20 protein-coding genes are annotated in these 17,843 nt (G+C 69.3%); 13 read left to right on the top strand and 7 right to left on the bottom strand.

The window, feature by feature from the left end; all coding sequences use genetic code 11:
* Window positions 1-196: 196 nt before the first annotated feature.
* The 5 genes from ACZ6KY_RS05590 to ACZ6KY_RS05570 all read left to right on the top strand — a co-directional run bounded on the left by ACZ6KY_RS05590 (window position 197) and on the right by ACZ6KY_RS05570 (window position 2,793).
* On the top strand, window positions 197-877 hold the full coding sequence (locus ACZ6KY_RS05590; RefSeq protein ID WP_469309030.1) for a response regulator: 681 nt from the start codon (window positions 197-199) through the stop codon (window positions 875-877).
* Window positions 877-1,704: a hypothetical protein gene (locus ACZ6KY_RS05585; protein WP_469309029.1), complete on the top strand. Its 828-nt coding sequence runs from the start codon at window positions 877-879 to the stop codon at window positions 1,702-1,704. Before ACZ6KY_RS05590 ends, ACZ6KY_RS05585 begins: the two co-directional genes overlap by 1 nt.
* A gap of 62 nt (window positions 1,705-1,766) precedes the next feature.
* Entirely contained in the window at window positions 1,767-2,036 is a 270-nt protein-coding gene (locus tag ACZ6KY_RS05580; protein ID WP_469309028.1) for a hypothetical protein, read from the top strand.
* 231 nt (window positions 2,037-2,267) lie between these two features.
* Window positions 2,268-2,537, top strand: a complete 270-nt coding sequence (locus tag ACZ6KY_RS05575; RefSeq protein ID WP_015578585.1) for a type II toxin-antitoxin system Phd/YefM family antitoxin — start codon at window positions 2,268-2,270, stop codon at window positions 2,535-2,537.
* On the top strand, window positions 2,530-2,793 hold the full coding sequence (locus ACZ6KY_RS05570) for a type II toxin-antitoxin system RelE family toxin (protein WP_126640886.1): 264 nt from the start codon (window positions 2,530-2,532) through the stop codon (window positions 2,791-2,793). Before ACZ6KY_RS05575 ends, ACZ6KY_RS05570 begins: the two co-directional genes overlap by 8 nt.
* Window positions 2,794-2,847: 54 nt before the next feature.
* On the opposite strand, the gene ACZ6KY_RS05565 is transcribed toward ACZ6KY_RS05570, so the two are convergent.
* Together ACZ6KY_RS05565 and ychF are read right to left on the bottom strand one after the other, a co-directional pair.
* Window positions 2,848-3,495, bottom strand: coding sequence for a hypothetical protein (locus ACZ6KY_RS05565; protein WP_469309027.1), 648 nt, complete (start codon window positions 3,493-3,495; stop codon window positions 2,848-2,850).
* Window positions 3,496-3,678: 183 nt separating this feature from the next.
* Complete coding sequence (gene ychF / locus ACZ6KY_RS05560; protein ID WP_469309026.1) at window positions 3,679-4,767, bottom strand: redox-regulated ATPase YchF; 1,089 nt, start codon at window positions 4,765-4,767, stop codon at window positions 3,679-3,681.
* Between the two features lie 305 nt (window positions 4,768-5,072).
* Here ychF and ACZ6KY_RS05555 point away from each other — a divergent pair, with 305 nt between their 5' ends.
* Window positions 5,073-5,543 (top strand): DUF6542 domain-containing protein, encoded by a 471-nt coding sequence (locus tag ACZ6KY_RS05555; protein WP_469309025.1) that lies wholly within the window; start codon window positions 5,073-5,075, stop codon window positions 5,541-5,543.
* Window positions 5,544-5,600: 57 nt separating this feature from the next.
* On the opposite strand, the gene ppgK is transcribed toward ACZ6KY_RS05555, so the two are convergent.
* Window positions 5,601-6,350 carry a polyphosphate--glucose phosphotransferase gene (gene ppgK / locus ACZ6KY_RS05550; RefSeq protein WP_469309024.1) on the bottom strand — a complete coding sequence of 250 codons (750 nt, stop codon included), beginning with the start codon at window positions 6,348-6,350 and terminating at the stop codon, window positions 5,601-5,603.
* Window positions 6,351-6,379: 29 nt separating this feature from the next.
* Window positions 6,380-7,384: a 4-hydroxy-3-methylbut-2-enyl diphosphate reductase gene (locus ACZ6KY_RS05545; RefSeq protein ID WP_469309023.1), complete on the bottom strand. Its 1,005-nt coding sequence runs from the start codon at window positions 7,382-7,384 to the stop codon at window positions 6,380-6,382.
* Window positions 7,385-7,529: 145 nt separating this feature from the next.
* Here ACZ6KY_RS05545 and xseA point away from each other — a divergent pair, with 145 nt between their 5' ends.
* The 3 genes from xseA (at window position 7,530) to ACZ6KY_RS05530 (ending at window position 9,786) form a co-directional block, all read left to right on the top strand.
* Window positions 7,530-8,738, top strand: coding sequence for an exodeoxyribonuclease VII large subunit (gene xseA / locus ACZ6KY_RS05540; RefSeq protein WP_469309022.1), 1,209 nt, complete (start codon window positions 7,530-7,532; stop codon window positions 8,736-8,738).
* A gap of 9 nt (window positions 8,739-8,747) precedes the next feature.
* Window positions 8,748-8,981: an exodeoxyribonuclease VII small subunit gene (locus tag ACZ6KY_RS05535; RefSeq protein ID WP_469309021.1), complete on the top strand. Its 234-nt coding sequence runs from the start codon at window positions 8,748-8,750 to the stop codon at window positions 8,979-8,981.
* 214 nt (window positions 8,982-9,195) lie between these two features.
* A complete protein-coding gene (locus tag ACZ6KY_RS05530) occupies window positions 9,196-9,786 on the top strand; it encodes a malonic semialdehyde reductase (protein ID WP_469309020.1) in 591 nt (196 codons plus the stop codon).
* A 129-nt stretch (window positions 9,787-9,915) separates the two neighbouring features.
* Here ACZ6KY_RS05530 and ACZ6KY_RS05525 read toward each other — a convergent pair whose 3' ends face one another.
* A complete protein-coding gene (locus ACZ6KY_RS05525; RefSeq protein WP_469309019.1) occupies window positions 9,916-10,434 on the bottom strand; it encodes a DUF4245 domain-containing protein in 519 nt (172 codons plus the stop codon).
* 126 nt (window positions 10,435-10,560) lie between these two features.
* On the opposite strand from ACZ6KY_RS05525, the gene glpX reads away from it, so the two are divergent.
* A complete protein-coding gene (gene glpX, locus ACZ6KY_RS05520) occupies window positions 10,561-11,592 on the top strand; it encodes a class II fructose-bisphosphatase (RefSeq protein WP_451808938.1) in 1,032 nt (343 codons plus the stop codon).
* Window positions 11,593-12,059: 467 nt separating this feature from the next.
* Here the strand turns inward: glpX and ACZ6KY_RS05515 are convergent, their stop codons facing one another.
* A complete protein-coding gene (locus tag ACZ6KY_RS05515; RefSeq protein WP_469309018.1) occupies window positions 12,060-12,431 on the bottom strand; it encodes a WhiB family transcriptional regulator in 372 nt (123 codons plus the stop codon).
* 214 nt (window positions 12,432-12,645) lie between these two features.
* Window positions 12,646-13,374 (bottom strand): DUF1707 SHOCT-like domain-containing protein, encoded by a 729-nt coding sequence (locus tag ACZ6KY_RS05510; protein WP_469309017.1) that lies wholly within the window; start codon window positions 13,372-13,374, stop codon window positions 12,646-12,648.
* 250 nt (window positions 13,375-13,624) lie between these two features.
* Between ACZ6KY_RS05510 and ACZ6KY_RS05505 the strand changes: the two genes are divergently transcribed.
* From ACZ6KY_RS05505 to fomD, 3 genes are all read left to right on the top strand, one after another.
* The gene (locus ACZ6KY_RS05505) at window positions 13,625-15,292 is read left to right on the top strand and encodes a fumarate hydratase (protein ID WP_469309016.1); all 1,668 of its coding nucleotides are present in this window, start codon (window positions 13,625-13,627) and stop codon (window positions 15,290-15,292) included.
* A 240-nt stretch (window positions 15,293-15,532) separates the two neighbouring features.
* The gene (locus ACZ6KY_RS05500) at window positions 15,533-16,936 is read left to right on the top strand and encodes a class II fumarate hydratase (RefSeq protein WP_469309015.1); all 1,404 of its coding nucleotides are present in this window, start codon (window positions 15,533-15,535) and stop codon (window positions 16,934-16,936) included.
* Window positions 16,937-17,051: 115 nt separating this feature from the next.
* Complete coding sequence (gene fomD, locus ACZ6KY_RS05495) at window positions 17,052-17,744, top strand: cytidylyl-2-hydroxypropylphosphonate hydrolase (RefSeq protein WP_469309014.1); 693 nt, start codon at window positions 17,052-17,054, stop codon at window positions 17,742-17,744.
* Window positions 17,745-17,843 lie beyond the last annotated feature (99 nt).

Raw genomic sequence — 17,843 nt, 5'->3', positions numbered from 1 at the left:
GCCCGAAGGTGTCGGGGGGGGAGGGAAGCAATTGGAAGGGACCAGGCGAGACAGGGAGCGCGTTGCTCTTGCTCGCCGGGCTGCGGGGGGGGGCGGGGGGGGGGGCCCCCCCCCCCCCCGCCCAGGAGGACACGACCGGGCCGGAAGGCGGTCGGCAGGCACCCGCGCAGCCGCACAGCAAACGGAGGAACACGACGTGATCGATGTCCTGGTCGTCGACGACGACTTCTACGTAGCCAAGATCAATGCTCATTACGTCTCCGAAGTACCGGGATTCCGGGTCTCTGGCATCGCGCACAGTGCCGCGCCCGCTCTCGCCGCCGTCGAGCGCGGCGGAATCGACCTGATCCTCCTCGATCAGCACCTGCCCAACGAGAGCGGCCTGTCGCTGACCCGCCGGCTGCGCCGCCAGGGCCACGACATCGACGTCATCATGGTCACCGCGGACCGCCGGCCCGGCTCCGTGCACGAGGCGCTGCGCGCCGGCGTACTGCATTACCTGGTCAAGCCCTTCACCAGCGAGGGCCTGCGCGACAAGCTGGAGGCGTACGCGCAGCTGCGCTCCACCATCGACGACGGCACGGAGATGGACCAGGCCCGCATCGACCGCATGCTCGGTGCGCTGCGCAGGCCCGAGAGCGAACAAACCATGCCCAAGGGCTTCTCGGAGCGCACGTCCGCGCTGGTCTCACAGATCGTCGAGGAGTACGGGGCCGAGCGGCACATCTCCGCCCAGGAGGTGTCCGACCGGGCACGGATCAGCCGCTCCACCGCGCAGCGCTACCTCAAGGTCCTCACGGAGAGCGGCAGACTGCAACTCACCCTGCGCTACGGCGACAGCGGGCGGCCCGAACACCTCTACCGCTCGGGCACCTGATGGCACCGCCCCCGCCGTGGTTCGACGCGCACATCGTGGCCACCGGGCGGCTGCCGCTGTTCGCCTTCCTCATCGGACTGCTCGCCGCCTTCGTCGGGATCCGGGTGAGCGTACGGCTGATCCGGGCGGGAGCACGCTGGTGGCCGGGGAACGTACGGCTCGGCGGACTGCACGTCCACCACATCGTGTTCGGCGTGGTGTTCATGGTGACCGCCGGCATCGGCGGGCTCGCCGTACCGGACAGCATGCTGTTGTGGCGGGCCGCGCTCGCGCTCCTCTTCGGAGTGGGCTGCGGTCTCGTCCTGGACGAGTTCGCGCTGATCCTGCACCTGGAGGACGTGTACTGGACGGAGCGCGGCCGCACCTCGATCGACGCGGTGTTCGCGGCGGTCGCGCTCAGCGGCATGGTGCTGACCGGGCTACGCCCGCTGGGCCTGTACGGCTTCGCCGGTGGCGGCGCGGGCCTCGCGGCCGGGGTGGTGGGCTCCCTCGCACTCGCCGTGATCACACTGCTCAAGGGCAAGCACTGGACGGGTCTGCTGGGCGTCTTCTGCCTCCCGCTCCTGATCATCGGCGCGATCCGCCTGAGCCGCCCCGAGGCTCCCTGGTCCCGCTGGCGCTACACCCCCGCCAAACAACGCCGAGCCCACCTCCGTGAATCACGCCTCCGCGAACCGGTCGTCGCAGCGAAGGTCCGCCTCCAGGAACTCCTGGCGGGGCGGCACGATGTGCCGGATCCGCGGGGGCACGGTCACAGGGACGGCGACGGCCACCGTCATGACGTTCGCCCAACGCCTCTGCGCGTGCCGAGATCCCCTTCGGCGTAGGTCACTCCACCAGACGACGCCACGGCAACCGATGGCTCGACGCCCCACGGGGAACCGCCGCGATGGCCGCCTCGCGCACCGAGGAGAAGACCTACCTCGGCGCCCGTCACCACCGGCTCGCGCCCCGCCTGGGCAAGAAGAAAGCCCTGGTCGCCCTCGAACATTCCATGCTGACCGCCGTCTGGCACATCCTCACCGACAGCGTCCCCTGCACCGGCCTCGGGGGCGACTACCACACCAAGTACGGCCCCGAGCACGCCGTGCGCCGCATCACCCGGCAGGCCGACGTCCTCGGCTTCGCCGTCCGCTCCGACCTCATCGAGGCCGCATGAACACACCCCACCAGTGACCTCATCGACCGGCACCCATTCCCCTGACGGAACGTCAGACGTTGAAGCGGAATCTGCGGTACAGAGCTCCCACCTGCGTAAACGCAGTACTGGAAGTGGCTGTCCAACACCTATCCAGCACGGTAACGAGTTACCCAGCTCATCCAGCACGGCACAACCCGCTCCACCCGGAGCAAGTTGTGTACACATTGCACACTCGGTACACTTGAGCGCATGACGCAGCCACTGCCCATAGAGTCCATCCGCGACGTACGTGCGCACCTAGCCGAGGTCGTGGAGCGCGCCGATCGAGATGACATGCCCACCGTGATCACCCGACGGGGCAAGCAGATTGCCGCCGTCGTCTCCATCGAGGTGCTGCGCAAGTACCAGGAATGGGAAGAACGCGAGATCAACCGGATCATCGACGAACGCATGGCCAACCCGGCACCGGGCATCCCGATCGAGGACATCATGAGGGAGACGCTGGCGCGCGGTGAGTGAATACCGAACCGTCTTCCGGCCAGAGGCACAGGCCGAGCTCCGGAAGATCCCTCGCGACATGGCCCTACGCATCCTGACCAAACTGACCGAACTGGAGAGTGACCCCCTCGGCTTTAACACCACCGCACTCGTGTCACAGCCAGAACGCCGTCGACTGCGGGTCGGCGACTACCGGGTCGTCTACACGATCGACAAGGGAGAGCTCGTGGTGTGGGTCGTCCACGTCGGGCATCGCTCCACCGTTTACGACACCTGATCCCGACTGATCCAGCGTCTGAACATCCAGCACAGGCCCAGCAGAGGCAAACCTTTAGCCTTCCACACCTACATGCGGGCGCCGTTCCGTCTCACTACTCCGTTCCCACTGAGCGCTGTTCCAAAGCGCCGTGATGACAGGAACCATGTGCTCGGGATCCTGATAAGGCGCCATTTCCGACAGTGCTCCAACAAACTTGTGCAGCATACTGAGAGAGAAATTTTCAGGCCGCATGAAGTTCTTGCGCAGCGTCTCGCGCGTGTTCGGCGCGAGGCCCATGGCAGCGATCGCTTCGGCGAACGTTGGCATGCCGGCATCGACGTACAAGAAGTACCGGCAGCGCCCTAGATTCCTTCTGGCGCCCAGGGAAGCCGCAAGGGGTGGCGCCCATGGTCTCCTCGAAGAGTTTATCGGCTGAGTAGCGTGAGCCGAAGCTGCCTGCTTTACAGCATCTTCATGATCTGCAAACGCACGAGTTACGTCGTCACCCCAGGAAGCCGGTGTTCCATCGGTAGCGTCAGCCGTCCTAGCGCCTTCAGTACTATCGCTGGACACATCCTTCTGCTCTCCAATTGCCGCTTCATCCCACAGCATGTGGAACCGAGCAACTTCAGGCCCGGCAATATCTTGAGCAAGGATCAGAACGACCAGCGCGAGAAAACCCCAGTCGGGGAGCACCGGTTTTGAAAACAGGTCGTGCACGCGCCCGTGACTACCGATCCCGTTCGTGCGGTTCCATCCTCAGGGCCCAGCAGAGGTGACTAATCATCAGAAAATCCAGCACCGAACCAGCACGGTATGGGCGAAGGGGCCGGGCTCTTGAGAGCCCGGCCCCTTCTGATCTGCTTGTTTGCCACATCAGCGACGTGGTGTTATTTCATCCGCTCACACGTTGAAGCGGAACTCCACCACGTCCCCGTCCTGCATGACGTACTCCTTGCCCTCCATGCGGGCCTTGCCCTTGGCGCGGGCCTCGGCGACCGAGCCCATTTCCACCAGGTCGGCGAAGGAGATGACCTCGGCCTTGATGAAGCCCTTCTGGAAGTCGGTGTGGATGACACCGGCGGCCTCGGGGGCGGTGGCGCCCTTCTTGATCGTCCAGGCGCGGGATTCCTTGGGGCCTGCCGTCAGGTAGGTCTGCAGGCCGAGGGTGTTGAAGCCGACGCGGGCCAGGGTGGCCATGCCCGGTTCCTCGACGCCGACCGACTCCAGGAGCTCCCTCGCGTCCTCCTCGTCGAGCTCGGCGAGGTCCGCCTCCAGCTTGGCGTTGAGGAAGATCGCCTCGGCGGGGGCGACCAGGGCGCTCTGCTCGGCCTTGAAGTTGTCGTCGACCAGCTCGTCCTCGTCCACGTTGAAGACGTAGAGGAACGGCTTGGTGGTGAGCAGGTGCAGGTCGTGCAGCAGCTCCTCGTTGCCGGAGCCCTGCACGATGCCCGCGGAGAAGAGGGTGTCGCCCCGCTCCAGGATCGCCTGGGCCGCCTCGACCGCCGCGACCTTCGGGCCGATGTCCTTCTTGATGCGCGACTCCCTCTGGAGGCGCGGCAGGACCTTCTCGATCGTCTGGAGGTCGGCGAGGATCAGCTCGGTGTTGATCGTCTCGATGTCGTCCTTGGGCGAGACCTTGCCGTCGACGTGCACGACGTTCTCGTCCTTGAACGCGCGGATGACCTGGCAGATCGCGTCCGACTCGCGGATGTTCGCGAGGAACTTGTTGCCCAGGCCCTCACCCTCCGAGGCACCCTTCACGATGCCCGCGATGTCGACGAAGTCGACGGTCGCCGGGAGGATCTTCTGCGAGGAGAAGATCTCGGCCAGCTTGGTGAGACGGGCGTCGGGGACGCCGACCACGCCGACGTTCGGCTCGATCGTGGCGAACGGGTAGTTGGCCGCGAGCACGTCGTTCTTGGTCAGGGCGTTGAACATGGTCGACTTGCCGACATTGGGCAGACCGACGATTCCGATCGTGAGCGACACGTTGCGACTTCCCGTACGAGAGGATGGGCGAAAGGCCCTCCAGGAGAGCGGGCCGATCCACCAGTCTACGGCGTGACCCGGCCCCGGCCCGCGAGGTATCGAACGCATGGCCAAGCTCTTTCCACGGCCTCGCCTTCGGCTGGTCTCCGGCGTGTCCGATGAGCCATTCCACACATAAAACGACCTAAGTTGGTCCAGTGGAGCAACACAGGACGCGTCCCCCCCAGTACAGACCGCGACGCGGCGCACCCGTTCCGGCACAGGCCGGGCGGGCCGCGGGCGGCGGTGTCCGACGGGACGCCCCGGTGGCGCGGCGTCCCGCGCCCGCCGGGGTACGGGAGACGCGCCGGACGTCGCGTCCCCGGCTGACCGGGCTCGGCGGCGGACTGTTCTGCGGCGCGTCGATGTTCGCGCTGGCCTGCCTCGACCACCTGCTGTTCGACGGGTCGGCGACGGTCTACGGGGTGCTGTTCCTGCCGGTGTGCGTGCTGACCGCGCTGTGGGTGCGGCCCGGCGACCTGATGACCGCCCCCGTGGTCGTGCCGATCGCCTTCACCTTCGGGCTGCTGCCGATCACCGACGACAGCGGGGGCGGCGTCGACGGCCGCCTCATGGGCCTGGTCACCGGCCTCGCCCTCCAGGCCGGCTGGCTGTACGGCGGGACACTGGTCGCGGGCCTCGTCGTGACCGTCCGCAGGGTCCGCCTGATGAACCGCAGGGCCGCCCAGCGGCGGGCGGCGACGCGCGGCCTGCCGCCCGACCGGCAGGCCCGCTGACCCCCGTACCGCCGCCACCCGCACCCTCGCGGGCGGCGGCGTGACCGCCGTCGGCCGCTACTGAGCGAGCTGCGCGGCTCGCATCGCCGCGCCCACGATCCCCGCGTTGTTCTGGAGCTGCGCCGGGACGATCTCCGCCTTGATGTCCTCGATCAGCGGCAGGAACTTCTCGGCCTTGCGGCTGACGCCGCCGCCGATGATGAAGAGTTCCGGGGAGAAGAGCATCTCGACATGGGCGAGGTACTTGGTGACGCGGCGCGCCCAGTGCTCCCAGGTCAGTTCGTTGTCGTCCTTGGCCTTGGTGGACGCGCGCGTCTCCGCGTCGTGGCCGTTCAGCTCCAGGTGCCCCAGCTCGGTGTTCGGGACCAGTTCGCCGTCGATGAACAGGGCGCTGCCGATGCCGGTGCCGAAGGTGAGCAGGATGACCGTGCCCCGGCGGCCCTTCCCCGCCCCGAACTCCATCTCGGCGACGCCCGCCGCGTCCGCGTCGTTCAGCACGGTCACGGGCAGGCCGCCCAGCCGGTCGCCGAGCAAGGCGCGCGCGTCGGTGTCGATCCAGGCCTTGTCGACGTTGGCCGCCGTACGGATGGTGGAACCGCCGGTCACCACGCCCGGGAAGGTGATGCCCACCGGGCCGGTCCAGCCGAAGTGGCCGATGACGTCCTTGACGCCGTCGGCCACCGCGTCGGGCGTCGCAGGGTGCGGAGTGAGCACCTTGAAACGCTCCTCCGCCAGGTCCCCGCGATCAAGGTCCACAGGGGCACCCTTGATCCCGGATCCGCCAATGTCCACACCGAAGATCTTCATGGACCCACGTTACGTCGTACGACTGACCGTCACTTCCCGGGCGTACCACCGGTGCGCTGCTCCACCAGAGCGGCGGCCTCGGCACGCAGATCGCGGCGCAGCTCCTTGGGGAGCGAGAAGGTGATGGACTCCTCGGCGGCCTTGACGATCTCCACGTCCTCGAAGCCGCGCTCGGACAGGAACTCCAGGACCTGCTCCACGAGGATCTCGGGGACGGAGGCGCCGGAGGTGACGCCGACCGTGCTCACGCCCTCCAGCCACGCCTCGTCGATCTCGTCGGCGAAGTCCACGAGGTACGCCGCGCGGGAACCGGCGAGCTTGGCGACCTCGACCAGGCGCACGGAGTTGGAGGAGTTGCGCGATCCGACGACGATGACCAGTTCGGCCTCCGCGCCCATCTGCTTCACGGCGAGCTGGCGGTTCTGCGTGGCGTAGCAGATGTCGTCGCTCGGCGGGGAGATGAGCAGCGGGAACTTCTCCTTCAGGGCGTCGACCGTCTCCATGGTCTCGTCGACCGAGAGGGTGGTCTGGGAGAGCCAGACCACCCTGGAGGGGTCACGGACCTCGACCTTGGCGACATCCTCGGGGCCGTCGACCAGGGTGATGTGGTCGGGTGCCTCTCCGGAGGTGCCGATGACCTCTTCGTGGCCCTCGTGCCCGATGAGGAGGATGTCGAAGTCCTCGCCCGCGAAGCGGACGGCTTCCTTGTGGACCTTGGTGACCAGCGGGCAGGTCGCGTCGATCGTGGCGAGCTTGCCCGCGGCGGCCTCGTCGTGGACGACGGGGGACACGCCGTGCGCCGAGAACATGACGATGGACCCCTCGGGGACCTCCGCCGTCCGCTCGACGAAGATCGCGCCCTTCTTCTCCAGGGTCTGCACGACGTACTTGTTGTGGACGATCTCGTGTCGGACATAGATCGGGGCCCCGTACTGCTCCAGGGCCTTCTCGACGGCGATCACGGCACGGTCCACGCCGGCGCAGTAGCCACGGGGGGCGGCGAGCAGGACACGGCGGCCAGGCGAAGCAGTCATGCCCCCATCGTAAGGCCGCGCCCGGCAGGCCAGGGATCGCCTCCTCGGAGAGGTGCTCGGGACGGCCGGCGCCACCGGGGCCGGTCCCATCCGGCTCGTGCCGGGCGTGCGGGCGTTGTCGGTGGTGGCCACTACGCTCGGGCGCATGGCTCTCAACACGTCCGCGGACGCTCCGCTGCCCGTCGGAGAGGTGTCACGGCTCATCGGGGGATGGATCGACCGGCTCGGCGCCGTCTGGGTCGAGGGGCAGATCACCCAGCTGTCGCGGCGCCCCGGCGCGGGCGTCGTCTTCCTGACGCTGCGCGACCCGTCGTACGACATCTCGGTGGGCGTGACCTGCTACCGGCAGGTCTTCGACGCGGTCGCCGACGTGGTGAGCGAGGGCGCCCGGGTGGTGGTCCACGCGAAGCCGGAGTGGTACGCGCCGCGCGGGCAGCTGTCCCTGCGGGCCGTCGAGATCAAGCCGGTGGGCGTGGGCGAGCTCCTCGCCCGTCTTGAGCAGCTGAAGAAGTCGCTGGCGGCCGAGGGACTGTTCGCGGCCGACCGCAAGAAGGCGCTGCCGTTCCTGCCGCAGCTCATCGGGCTGGTGTGCGGGCGCGCTTCGGCGGCCGAGCGGGACGTGCTGGAGAACGCGCGGCGCCGCTGGCCCGCCGTCCGCTTCGAGGTGCGCAATGTCGCCGTGCAGGGCGTCCACGCCGTACCGCAGGTCGTGCAGGCGGTGAAGGAGCTGGACGCGCTCGACGAGGTCGACGTGATCGTCGTGGCGCGCGGCGGCGGCAGCGTGGAGGATCTGCTGCCGTTCTCCGACGAGCAGCTCGTCCGGGCGGTCGCGGCCTGCCGTACGCCCGTCGTGTCGGCCATCGGACACGAGCCCGACAACCCGCTGCTCGACCATGTGGCCGACCTGCGGGCGTCCACCCCGACCGACGCCGCCAAGAAGGTCGTGCCGGACGTCGGCGAGGAGTACGAGCGGGTGCGGTTCCTGAGGGACCGGGCGCGGCGGTGCGTGCGGTCGTTCGTCGACCGCGAGGAGCGCGGCCTCGCGCACACGCTGACCCGGCCCTCGATGGAGGATCCGCACCGGATGATCGACGAGCGGGCGGACCAGGTCGCCGCCCTGCTCGACCGGGGCCGGCGCACCGTCGGGCATCTCCTGGACCGCGCGGACTCGGAGCTGACGCACACCCACGCGCGCGTGGTGGCCCTCTCCCCCGCGGCGACCCTCCAGCGGGGGTACGCGGTGCTGCAGAAGGACGACGGCTCCGTGGTCCGGGACCCGGCCGAGGTGGCGGCGGACGAGACGCTGCGGGCGCGGGTCGCCGAGGGTGAGTTCACGGTTCGAGTCGATGCATAGGGTGGGCGCATGACCAGCAAGGTGGACGAGGCGCTCGGGTACGAGCAGGCACGGGACGAGCTGATCGAGGTCGTACGCCGCCTGGAGGCGGGCGGTACGACCCTGGAGGAGTCCCTGGCGCTCTGGGAGCGGGGCGAGGAGCTGGCCAAGGTGTGCCGGCGCTGGCTGGAGGGCGCCCGGGCCCGCCTGGACGCGGCCCTGGCCGAGGAGGAGCCGCAGGAAAAGGACACCGGCTCCGAGTAAGCGGCGGCTCCGCTCCGCGTAACCAGCGGCTCCGAGTATCCAGGTATCCAGCGGCTCCGCGTAACGGCCGCGACAGCCTCCCTTTTCCGATCCCGTGTCTGTGAAGCGGATCACGACGCCCCGTTTTTGGTTGAACTTTAAACCTCTTCGTCGTACTGTCGTACTCGCCAACAGATCCTCCCGGGATCCACCGCACATACCGAGAAGGTTCCTCATGTCTCTCGTCCTTGACCCCACCGCTCAGGACCTGCTGTTCCGCGAGGCCCGCACGGCCAACACGTTCACCGACGAGCCGGTGACCGACGAGCAGGTGCAGGCGATCTACGACCTGGTCAAGTACGGCCCGACCGCCTTCAACCAGTCGCCGCTGCGCATCACCCTGGTCCGCTCCCCCGAGGCCCGTGAGCGCCTCGTGCAGCACCTCGCCGAGGGCAACCGGGCGAAGACCGCCGCCGCCCCGCTGGTCGCGATCCTCGCCGCGGACAACGAGTTCCACGAGGAACTGCCGACGCTCATGCCCCACTTCCCCGCCGCCAAGGACCTCTTCTTCTCCGAGCGCCCGGTCCGCGAGGGCAGCGCCGCGATGAACGCCGCCCTCCAGGCCGCGTACTTCATCATCGGCGTCCGTGCCGCCGGTCTCGCCGCGGGCCCGATGACCGGTGCCGACCTCGCCGGCGTCCAGAAGGAGTTCCTGGACGACGACCACACCCCGCTGATGATCGTCAACATCGGCAAGCCGGGCGAGGACGCCTGGTTCCCGCGCGGCCCGCGCCTGGACGCCGACCAGGTCATCACGACCGTCTGACCAGCGGCTCCACCGGCACCACTGTTCGACCCCGCACCCGCATGAGAAGGGCCCCCGGCTACCTACGGCCGGGGGCCCTTCTCGTTGCACGCGGGACCAACGATCGTGTGCGGGATCGACGACCTCGGTCTACGACGTCTTCAGTGCCTGCGCCATCTTCACCAGCGTGCCGAACGACCCCGTGCCGGTCACCACGGTCGTGGAGCCCTTGCCCTCCAGGACGAGGGCGTCGTAGTGGTCGCCCGCGTAGCGCCGCCAGGTCCGGTCGCCGATGCGCTGGGTGGCCTTCGTCTGCCGCGCGCCCTGGCTCGCCGTGTCGATGAACACGGCGGGCCGCTGAGTGGACTGCTCGACCGCCACGTACTGACCGTCGGGAGCCTGGAAGCCCAGATGCCAGGCGTCGAACTCGCTGCCGTCGTAGCGCACCGAGGTCGCCTTCCACGCCGAGGGCAGGCCCTCGGGCGCCGCCACGGGATAGCTCGCCGCGCGGCGAGCCGTCAGCAGCTCGACCTGGAAGTCGACACGCTGGAGATCGGGCTTGGAGTCGTCATGCGGGATGAAGATGTAGATAACGCCCGCCATGAGCCCGATGAGGCCCAGGGAAAGAATCATGTCCCGGACCGACTGCTTGCCTTTCATACCTGCCACGGACCTATCGTCTCAGGTGCCCTGGCCTGCTCATCCGTGGGCCCCCCTGCTCATTTTGTAAGCCTGGCGATAGAGTCGGGACATCACCCTCATCCGGCCGTCGTCGTATCAGAAAGGTGCGTCTCGATGACCGAGCATCATCTGCCCTCCGAACTCGAAGTCCCGTCGGAAGCCCCCGACCGGAACCTCGCCCTCGAACTCGTCCGTGTCACCGAGGCCGCCGCGATGGCCGCGGGCCGCTGGGTCGGCCGCGGCGACAAGAACGGCGCCGACGGCGCCGCCGTCCGGGCCATGCGCACCCTCGTCTCCACCGTCTCGATGAACGGCGTCGTCGTCATCGGCGAGGGGGAGAAGGACGAGGCCCCGATGCTCTTCAACGGGGAGCGCGTGGGCGACGGGACCGGCCCCGAGTGCGACATCGCCGTCGACCCGATCGACGGAACCACGCTCACCGCCAAGGGCATGACGAACGCGATCGCCGTGCTGGCCGCCGCCGACCGCGGCACCATGTTCGACCCGTCCGCGGTCTTCTACATGGACAAGCTCGTCACCGGCCCGGAGGCCGCCGACTTCGTCGACATCAACGCGCCCGTGTCGGTGAACATCCGCCGGGTCGCCAAGGCCAAGCGGGTCACGCCCGAGGACGTCACCGTCGTCATCCTCGACCGGCCGCGCCACGACGGGATCATCAAGGAGATCCGGGAGACCGGCGCGCGCATCAAGCTGATCTCCGACGGCGATGTCGCGGGCTCCATTCTCGCGCTGCGCGAGGGCACCGGCATCGACCTGCTGCTCGGCATCGGCGGCACGCCCGAGGGCATCATCTCGGCCTGCGCCGTCAAGTGCCTGGGCGGCACCATCCAGGGCAAGCTGTGGCCCAAGGACGACGAGGAGCGGCAGCGGGCGGTCGACGCCGGGCACGACCTCGACCGCGTCCTGACCACGAGCGACCTGGTCTCCGGTGAGAACGTCTTCTTCGTCGCGACCGGAATCACCGACGGCGAGCTGCTGCGCGGCGTGCGCTACCGCTCCGAGACCGCGACGACCGAGTCGATCGTGATGCGGTCCAAGTCGGGGACGGTCCGCCAGATCACGTCGGAGCACCGGCTGAGCAAGCTGCGCGCGTACAGCGCGATCGACTTCGATCGCGCCAAGTAGGACCGCCGGCCGAACGGGGCCGGGCGCCGCGAGGCGCGAAGGGGCGCCCCTTGTGCGGAGGGGCGCCCTTTTCCACGCTCACGCCGACCGAGCCCCAGCAGGCAGGCAGGCCCGGCTTCCACACCCGCGCGCCGGTGCGCTTCCCCGCGGGCAAGTCGGGCCGGCTCCACCCTCACGTTCCAGACGGCTTCCCCGCGGGTGAGCCGGCCGGGCTCCTCGCGCGTACGTCAGCCCGGGAGCCCCGCGCGCGGCCAGCCGGCTTCGGGGCGCGCGAGTCGGCCCGGCAGCCGTGTGCGGGCGGGTCAGTGGGCGTCGAGGCCCGCCTTCGTGCCCGGTGTCCACACGCGTGTGGACAGTCGGCCCACGCGAGTGGGGCGGCCGGCTTCACATGCGGGGTCGGCTCGGCTGCCCCCGCGCGGGGCCGGCCGGCTTTCGCGCGGGGGGTCGGCTCGGCTGCCCCGGGTGGGTCAGCCGGCCTGGGCTATCGTGCCGCGGGCGGTCTTCTTGAGTTCCAGGTCGCGGCGGCGGCGCCGCGCGAGCACGACGCGGCGCTCGGCGGCGGTGAGGCCGCCCCAGACGCCGTACGGCTCGGGTTGCAGCAACGCGTGTTCGCGGCACTCGACCATGACCGGGCAGCGGCCGCAGACGCGCTTGGCGGCCTCCTCACGGGAGAGCCGGGAAGCGGTCGGCTCCTTGGAGGGGGCGAAGAACAGGCCGGCTTCGTCGCGCCGGCACACCGCCTCCGTGTGCCATGGCGCTTCCTGATCCCTGTCCCGCACTGGCGCCCGCTGGGCCGGAACGGCAGCTACCTGCAGGGACTGATGCGGCGGTTGCAGCACGGTCTACTCCTGACGACGGCTTCGCGAGCGTGCCGGGCACCGCGGAAAGTTCCACAGCACCCTCCAAGAGACGATGCAGCAAGCCCTACCCGCTGTGCGCGCGCCTATGCACTGCGTTCCGAAGCCCGGCCGTTCTCGGGCATGATCGATCGTTCGTCACCGAACCACCCCGCGCCGGACCGCCCCGCGTCCGCCGTCCGCGCGTTCACAGGCGTCAACGGTCCAGGTGCTTGCGCAAACTCCGGTCAAGACGGTCCGCCACCCGCTCGTTGACCCGGCTCGTGACCCGGTCGAGGATGTCCGAGATCAGCTTGCCGCGCTTGGGTCTCGCCTCGACGTTCCCCAGGACGGCGAGGCCGTCGATGTAGACCACGGGCGCGTCGGGGTCGCCCGAATCCAGCGTGTCCACCTCGAAGTTGCCCAGCACGCCCCCGCCGCTGCCCCGCAGCGACACATTCTCCGGGACGAAGATCTCGACGTTGCCGAAGACCGAGATCGCCTTGATCACGACCTGCTGGTACTCGAAGATCGCCTCGCTCAGGTCGATCTCGACATTGCCGAAGACCGAGTACGCGTGGATGCGCCGGCCCGCCCGCCAGCGGCCCTTGCGGACGGCGGAGCTGAACACCGCCACCACGTTCTCGTCGGCCTCCACCGGGATCGCGCCCTGGGCGGGCCGGTTGGGCGCGGAGGCGTACGCGGAGGTCGCGCGGCCGGTGTGGGCGGCGGGCAGGTCCCGGACGAACCGGTCGAGCTCACCCACCGTCTTGGTGGCCAGCACGCCCTCCACCCGCTCGGCGTGCTCCTCCGCGGTCAGACGGCCCTCGGCGACGGCCTCGCGCAGGATGTCGGTGATCCGGTCGCGGTCGGCGTCGGAGGCACGCAGCTCGGCCGGCTTCGCCGCCGTGGCGGGGGTCGCGTCGGGGCTCTTTTGAAGGTCCACGACCACAGCGTACCCAAACGCGATAGATCGCGACTACCCCTCTCCCGCCGCCCGTGCGGAAAACCCGCCGTCCGTCCGGGCCGTCGGTCCGGCGCCCGAACTGAGCCTTACCTCACAGCATCGGCGCCCGCGTCAGGTTCTACGCTGGTGGACGCTGCCGATGACGGCCGGCCTCCGGCGAGTGAGCCGAAGGGGCGCGCCCGAGGCGAACGAGCCCCAAAGCTGTCTGTCGAGTGAGGAATGGGCCGAGATGCCTGAGTTCGCGTACACCGATCTGCTCCCCCAGGGAGAGGACACCACCCCGTACCGGCTGGTGACCTCCGAGGGTGTCTCCACCTTCGAGGCCGACGGGCGCACGTTCCTCAAGGTGGAGCCGGAGGCGCTGCGCAAGCTCGCCACGGAGGCCATCCACGACATCCAGCACTACCTGCGGCCCGCGCACCTCGCCCAGCTGCGCCGCATCATCGACGACCCGGAGGCCTCGGCGAACGACAAGTTCGTGGCGCTGGACCTGCTGAAGAACGCGAACATCGCGGCCGCGGGCGTCCTGCCCATGTGCCAGGACACCGGCACCGCGATCGTCATGGGCAAGCGCGGCCAGAACGTGCTCACCGAGGGCGGCGACGAGGCGGCCCTCTCGCGCGGCATCTACGACGCCTACCTGAACCTGAACCTGCGCTATTCGCAGATGGCCCCGCTGACCATGTGGGACGAGAAGAACACGGGCTCGAACCTGCCGGCGCAGATCGAGCTGTACGCCACCGACGGCGGCGCCTACAAGTTCCTGTTCATGGCCAAGGGCGGCGGCTCCGCCAACAAGTCGTTCCTCTACCAGGAGACGAAGGCGGTCCTCAACGAGGGCTCCATGATGAAGTTCCTGGAGGAGAAGATCCGCTCCCTCGGGACGGCCGCCTGCCCGCCGTACCACCTGGCGATCGTCGTCGGCGGCACGAGCGCGGAGTACGCGCTGAAGACCGCGAAGTACGCCTCCGCGCACTACCTGGACGAGATCCCGTCCGAGGGCTCCGAGCTCGGGCACGGCTTCCGGGACAAGGAGCTGGAGGAGAAGGTCTTCGAGCTGACCCAGAAGATCGGCATCGGCGCGCAGTTCGGCGGCAAGTACTTCTGCCACGACGTACGCGTGGTGCGCCTGCCCCGCCACGGCGCGTCCTGCCCGGTCGCCATCGCCGTCTCCTGCTCGGCCGACCGCCAGGCCGTCGCGAAGATCACCGCCGAGGGCGTCTTCCTGGAGCAGCTGGAGACCGACCCCGCGCGCTTCCTGCCGGAGACCACGGACGAGCATCTCGACGAGGCCGGCGACGTCGTGAAGATCGACCTCAACCAGCCGATGGACGACATCCTCGCCGCGCTGACGAAGTACCCGGTCAAGACCCGCCTCTCGCTCTCCGGCCCGCTCGTGGTGGCGCGCGACATCGCGCACGCCAAGATCAAGGAGCGGCTGGACGCGGGCGAGGAGATGCCGCAGTACCTGAAGGACCACCCGGTGTACTACGCGGGCCCGGCCAAGACGCCCGAGGGCTACGCGTCCGGCTCCTTCGGCCCGACGACCGCCGGCCGCATGGACTCCTACGTCGAGCAGTTCCAGGCGGCGGGCGGCTCCAAGGTGATGCTGGCCAAGGGCAACCGCAGCAAGCAGGTCACGGACGCCTGTGACACGCACGGCGGCTTCTACCTCGGCTCCATCGGCGGCCCGGCCGCCCGCCTCGCCCAGGACTGCATCAAGAAGGTCGAGGTCGTCGAGTACGAGGAGCTCGGCATGGAGGCCGTCTGGAAGATCGAGGTCGAGGACTTCCCGGCCTTCGTCGTCGTCGACGACAAGGGCAACGACTTCTTCCAGGATCCCGCTCCGGCGCCGACCTTCACGACGATCCCGGTGCGGGGCCCGGGACTGGCGTAGTGCGGGCCCGTACGGCGTACCCCTTCCGCGGGACGCCGTACGGGTGAGGCGCGCGGGACGCCGTACGGGGAGCCCCGTACGTACGGACGTCGTACGAGCCGGGTGAACGGCCGCCGACCGGGCGGCCGTTCGGTCGTCCCCGGCCGCACGGCGCCGGCCCGCCCGGAGGAACCGCTTCGTGCGTGCCGGGCGGGAACACCCGTGGGCTCCGGGACGCTGTCCCCCATGGAGGTGTCACCGATGACAGATGGCCAGGGCGAAGGCGCGTACCGGATCGAGCATGACTCCATGGGCGAGGTGCGGGTGCCCGCGGAGGCGAAGTGGCGGGCGCAGACGCAGCGCGCCGTGGAGAACTTCCCGGTCTCGGGGCAGCGCCTGGAGCGCGCGCACATCGAGGCCCTCGCCCGGATCAAGGCGGCCGCCGCGAAGGTGAACGGCGAGCTGGGTGTGATCGGCAAGGATGTCGCGGAGGCGATCCAGGAGGTGGCCGCGGAGGTCGCCGAGGGGCGCTGGGACGCGCACTTCCCGGTCGACGTCTTCCAGACGGGTTCCGGGACGTCCTCCAACATGAACGCCAACGAGGTCATCGCCACGCTCGCCACCGAGCGTCTCGGCCGGGACGTCCACCCCAATGACCAGGTGAACGCGTCGCAGTCGAGCAACGACGTGTTCCCGTCCTCCATCCACATCGCCGCGACCGCCGCCGTGACCCACGATCTCGTGCCCGCGCTGGAGCATCTCGCCGCCTCGCTCGGCCGCAAGTCGGAGGAGTTCGCCGATGTGGTGAAGTCCGGGCGCACCCACCTCATGGACGCGACGCCGGTGACGCTCGGCCAGGAGTTCGGCGGGTACGCGGCCCAGGTGCGGTACGGGGTCGAGCGGCTTCGGGCCTCGCTGCCGCGGCTGGCCGAACTCCCGCTCGGCGGGACGGCCGTGGGCACGGGGATCAACACGCCGCCCGGGTTCTCCGCCGCGGTGATCGCGGCGGTGGCGCGGGCGACCGGGCTGCCGCTGACGGAGGCCCGCGACCACTTCGAGGCGCAGGGGGCGCGCGACGGGATCGTGGAGACGAGCGGGCAGCTGCGGACCATCGCCGTCGGACTGACCAAGATCGCGAACGATCTGCGGTGGATGGCGTCCGGGCCGCGCACCGGACTGGCCGAGATCAGCCTCCCGGACCTCCAGCCGGGGTCCTCGATCATGCCGGGCAAGGTGAACCCGGTCCTTCCCGAGGCGGTGCTGATGGTCGCCGCCCAGGTGATGGGCAACGACGCGACCGTCGCCGTCGCGGGCGCGGCCGGGAACTTCGAGCTCAACGTGATGCTGCCGGTGATCGCCAAGAACGTCCTGGAGTCGGTGCGGCTCCTCGCGAACGTCACGCGGCTGCTCGCCGACCGCACGGTCGACGGGATCGTCGCGCACCGCGAGCGGGCCCGTGAGTACGCGGAGTCGTCGCCGTCCGTGGTGACACCGCTGAACAAGTACATCGGGTACGAGGAGGCCGCCAAGGTCGCGAAGAAGGCGCTGGCGGAGCGCAAGACGATTCGCCGGGTGGTGCTGGAGTCGGGGTACGTGGAGCGCGGGGACCTGACCCTTGAGCAGTTGGACGAGGCGTTGGATGTCCTGCGGATGACGCACCCGTAACGGGCCGCATCCTTGGAGAAACGCCTGATGACAGCTCCGTAACAGCAGTTCGCCGATGGCGCGAACCGTGACGGGTGCCGCAGCGTCGTATGCGTGGGACACCTAATATCTGGTCATGGCAGAGGGTGGAGCGGTGACACGAGCGGAAGCGGGCGGGCCGGGGGCGCACTGGAAGCCCGGGAGCCAGATCCTGTGGCGGTACCGGGAGAACGCCGGCGAGCGCGTCCACATCTGCCGTCCCGTGACGGTCGTGCGGGACGACGCCGAGCTCCTCGCGGTGTGGATGGCGCCGGGCACGGAGTGTGTGAAGCCGGTGCTCGCCGACGGTTCGCCGGTTCATGGAGAGCCGCTGGAGTCGCGCTACACGAAGCCTCGCGCGGTGCGGCGCGACCAGTGGTTCGGGACCGGGGTGCTGAAGCTGGCGCGGCCCGGCGACCCGTGGTCGGTTTGGCTGTTCTGGGACCAGGGCTGGCGTTTCAAGAACTGGTACGTGAACCTGGAGGCTCCGCTGGCCCGTTGGGCGGGCGGAGTGGACTCCGAGGATCACTTCCTCGACATCTCGGTCCACCCGGACCGGAGTTGGCGCTGGCTCGACGAGGACGAATTCGCCATGGCGCAGCGGGCCGGTCTGATGGATGCTCAACTGGCGGCACGGGTGCGGGAAGCGGGGTGGTCCGCGGTGGAGGTGATCCGCGCCTGGGGCGCGCCGTTCTCGGACGGGTGGCAGCACTGGAGGCCCGATCCGGGCTGGCCGGTTCCCGCTCTGCCGGATGACTGGGACCGTACGCCCGCGCACGTGTCCTCATGAGACCCTTGATGCGCCCCCGTGGTACAACCGTAGGATCGTCTTCCGCAAGGGCGCACGGCAGCAACAACTCCCGCAGGATGAGCCGGGCTTGACCATATG

The sequence above is a fragment of the Streptomyces sp. NPDC042002 genome, assembly GCF_055588305.1.
The sequence above is the reverse complement of the archived record's forward strand: the minus strand, read 5'-3'. Positions and strand labels throughout refer to the sequence as shown.

Coding starts and splice junctions, on each gene's coding strand:
- ACZ6KY_RS05585 (WP_469309029.1), top strand. CDS start 877: ATGGCACCGCCCCCGCCGTGGTTCGACGCGCACATCGTGGCCACCGGG.
- ACZ6KY_RS05580 (WP_469309028.1), top strand. CDS start 1,767: ATGGCCGCCTCGCGCACCGAGGAGAAGACCTACCTCGGCGCCCGTCAC.
- ACZ6KY_RS05575 (WP_015578585.1), top strand. CDS start 2,268: ATGACGCAGCCACTGCCCATAGAGTCCATCCGCGACGTACGTGCGCAC.
- ppgK (WP_469309024.1), bottom strand. CDS start 6,350: ATGAAGATCTTCGGTGTGGACATTGGCGGATCCGGGATCAAGGGTGCC.
- ACZ6KY_RS05545 (WP_469309023.1), bottom strand. CDS start 7,384: ATGACTGCTTCGCCTGGCCGCCGTGTCCTGCTCGCCGCCCCCCGTGGC.
- xseA (WP_469309022.1), top strand. CDS start 7,530: ATGGCTCTCAACACGTCCGCGGACGCTCCGCTGCCCGTCGGAGAGGTG.
- ACZ6KY_RS05535 (WP_469309021.1), top strand. CDS start 8,748: ATGACCAGCAAGGTGGACGAGGCGCTCGGGTACGAGCAGGCACGGGAC.
- ACZ6KY_RS05530 (WP_469309020.1), top strand. CDS start 9,196: ATGTCTCTCGTCCTTGACCCCACCGCTCAGGACCTGCTGTTCCGCGAG.
- glpX (WP_451808938.1), top strand. CDS start 10,561: ATGACCGAGCATCATCTGCCCTCCGAACTCGAAGTCCCGTCGGAAGCC.
- ACZ6KY_RS05505 (WP_469309016.1), top strand. CDS start 13,625: ATGCCTGAGTTCGCGTACACCGATCTGCTCCCCCAGGGAGAGGACACC.
- ACZ6KY_RS05500 (WP_469309015.1), top strand. CDS start 15,533: ATGACAGATGGCCAGGGCGAAGGCGCGTACCGGATCGAGCATGACTCC.
- fomD (WP_469309014.1), top strand. CDS start 17,052: ATGGCAGAGGGTGGAGCGGTGACACGAGCGGAAGCGGGCGGGCCGGGG.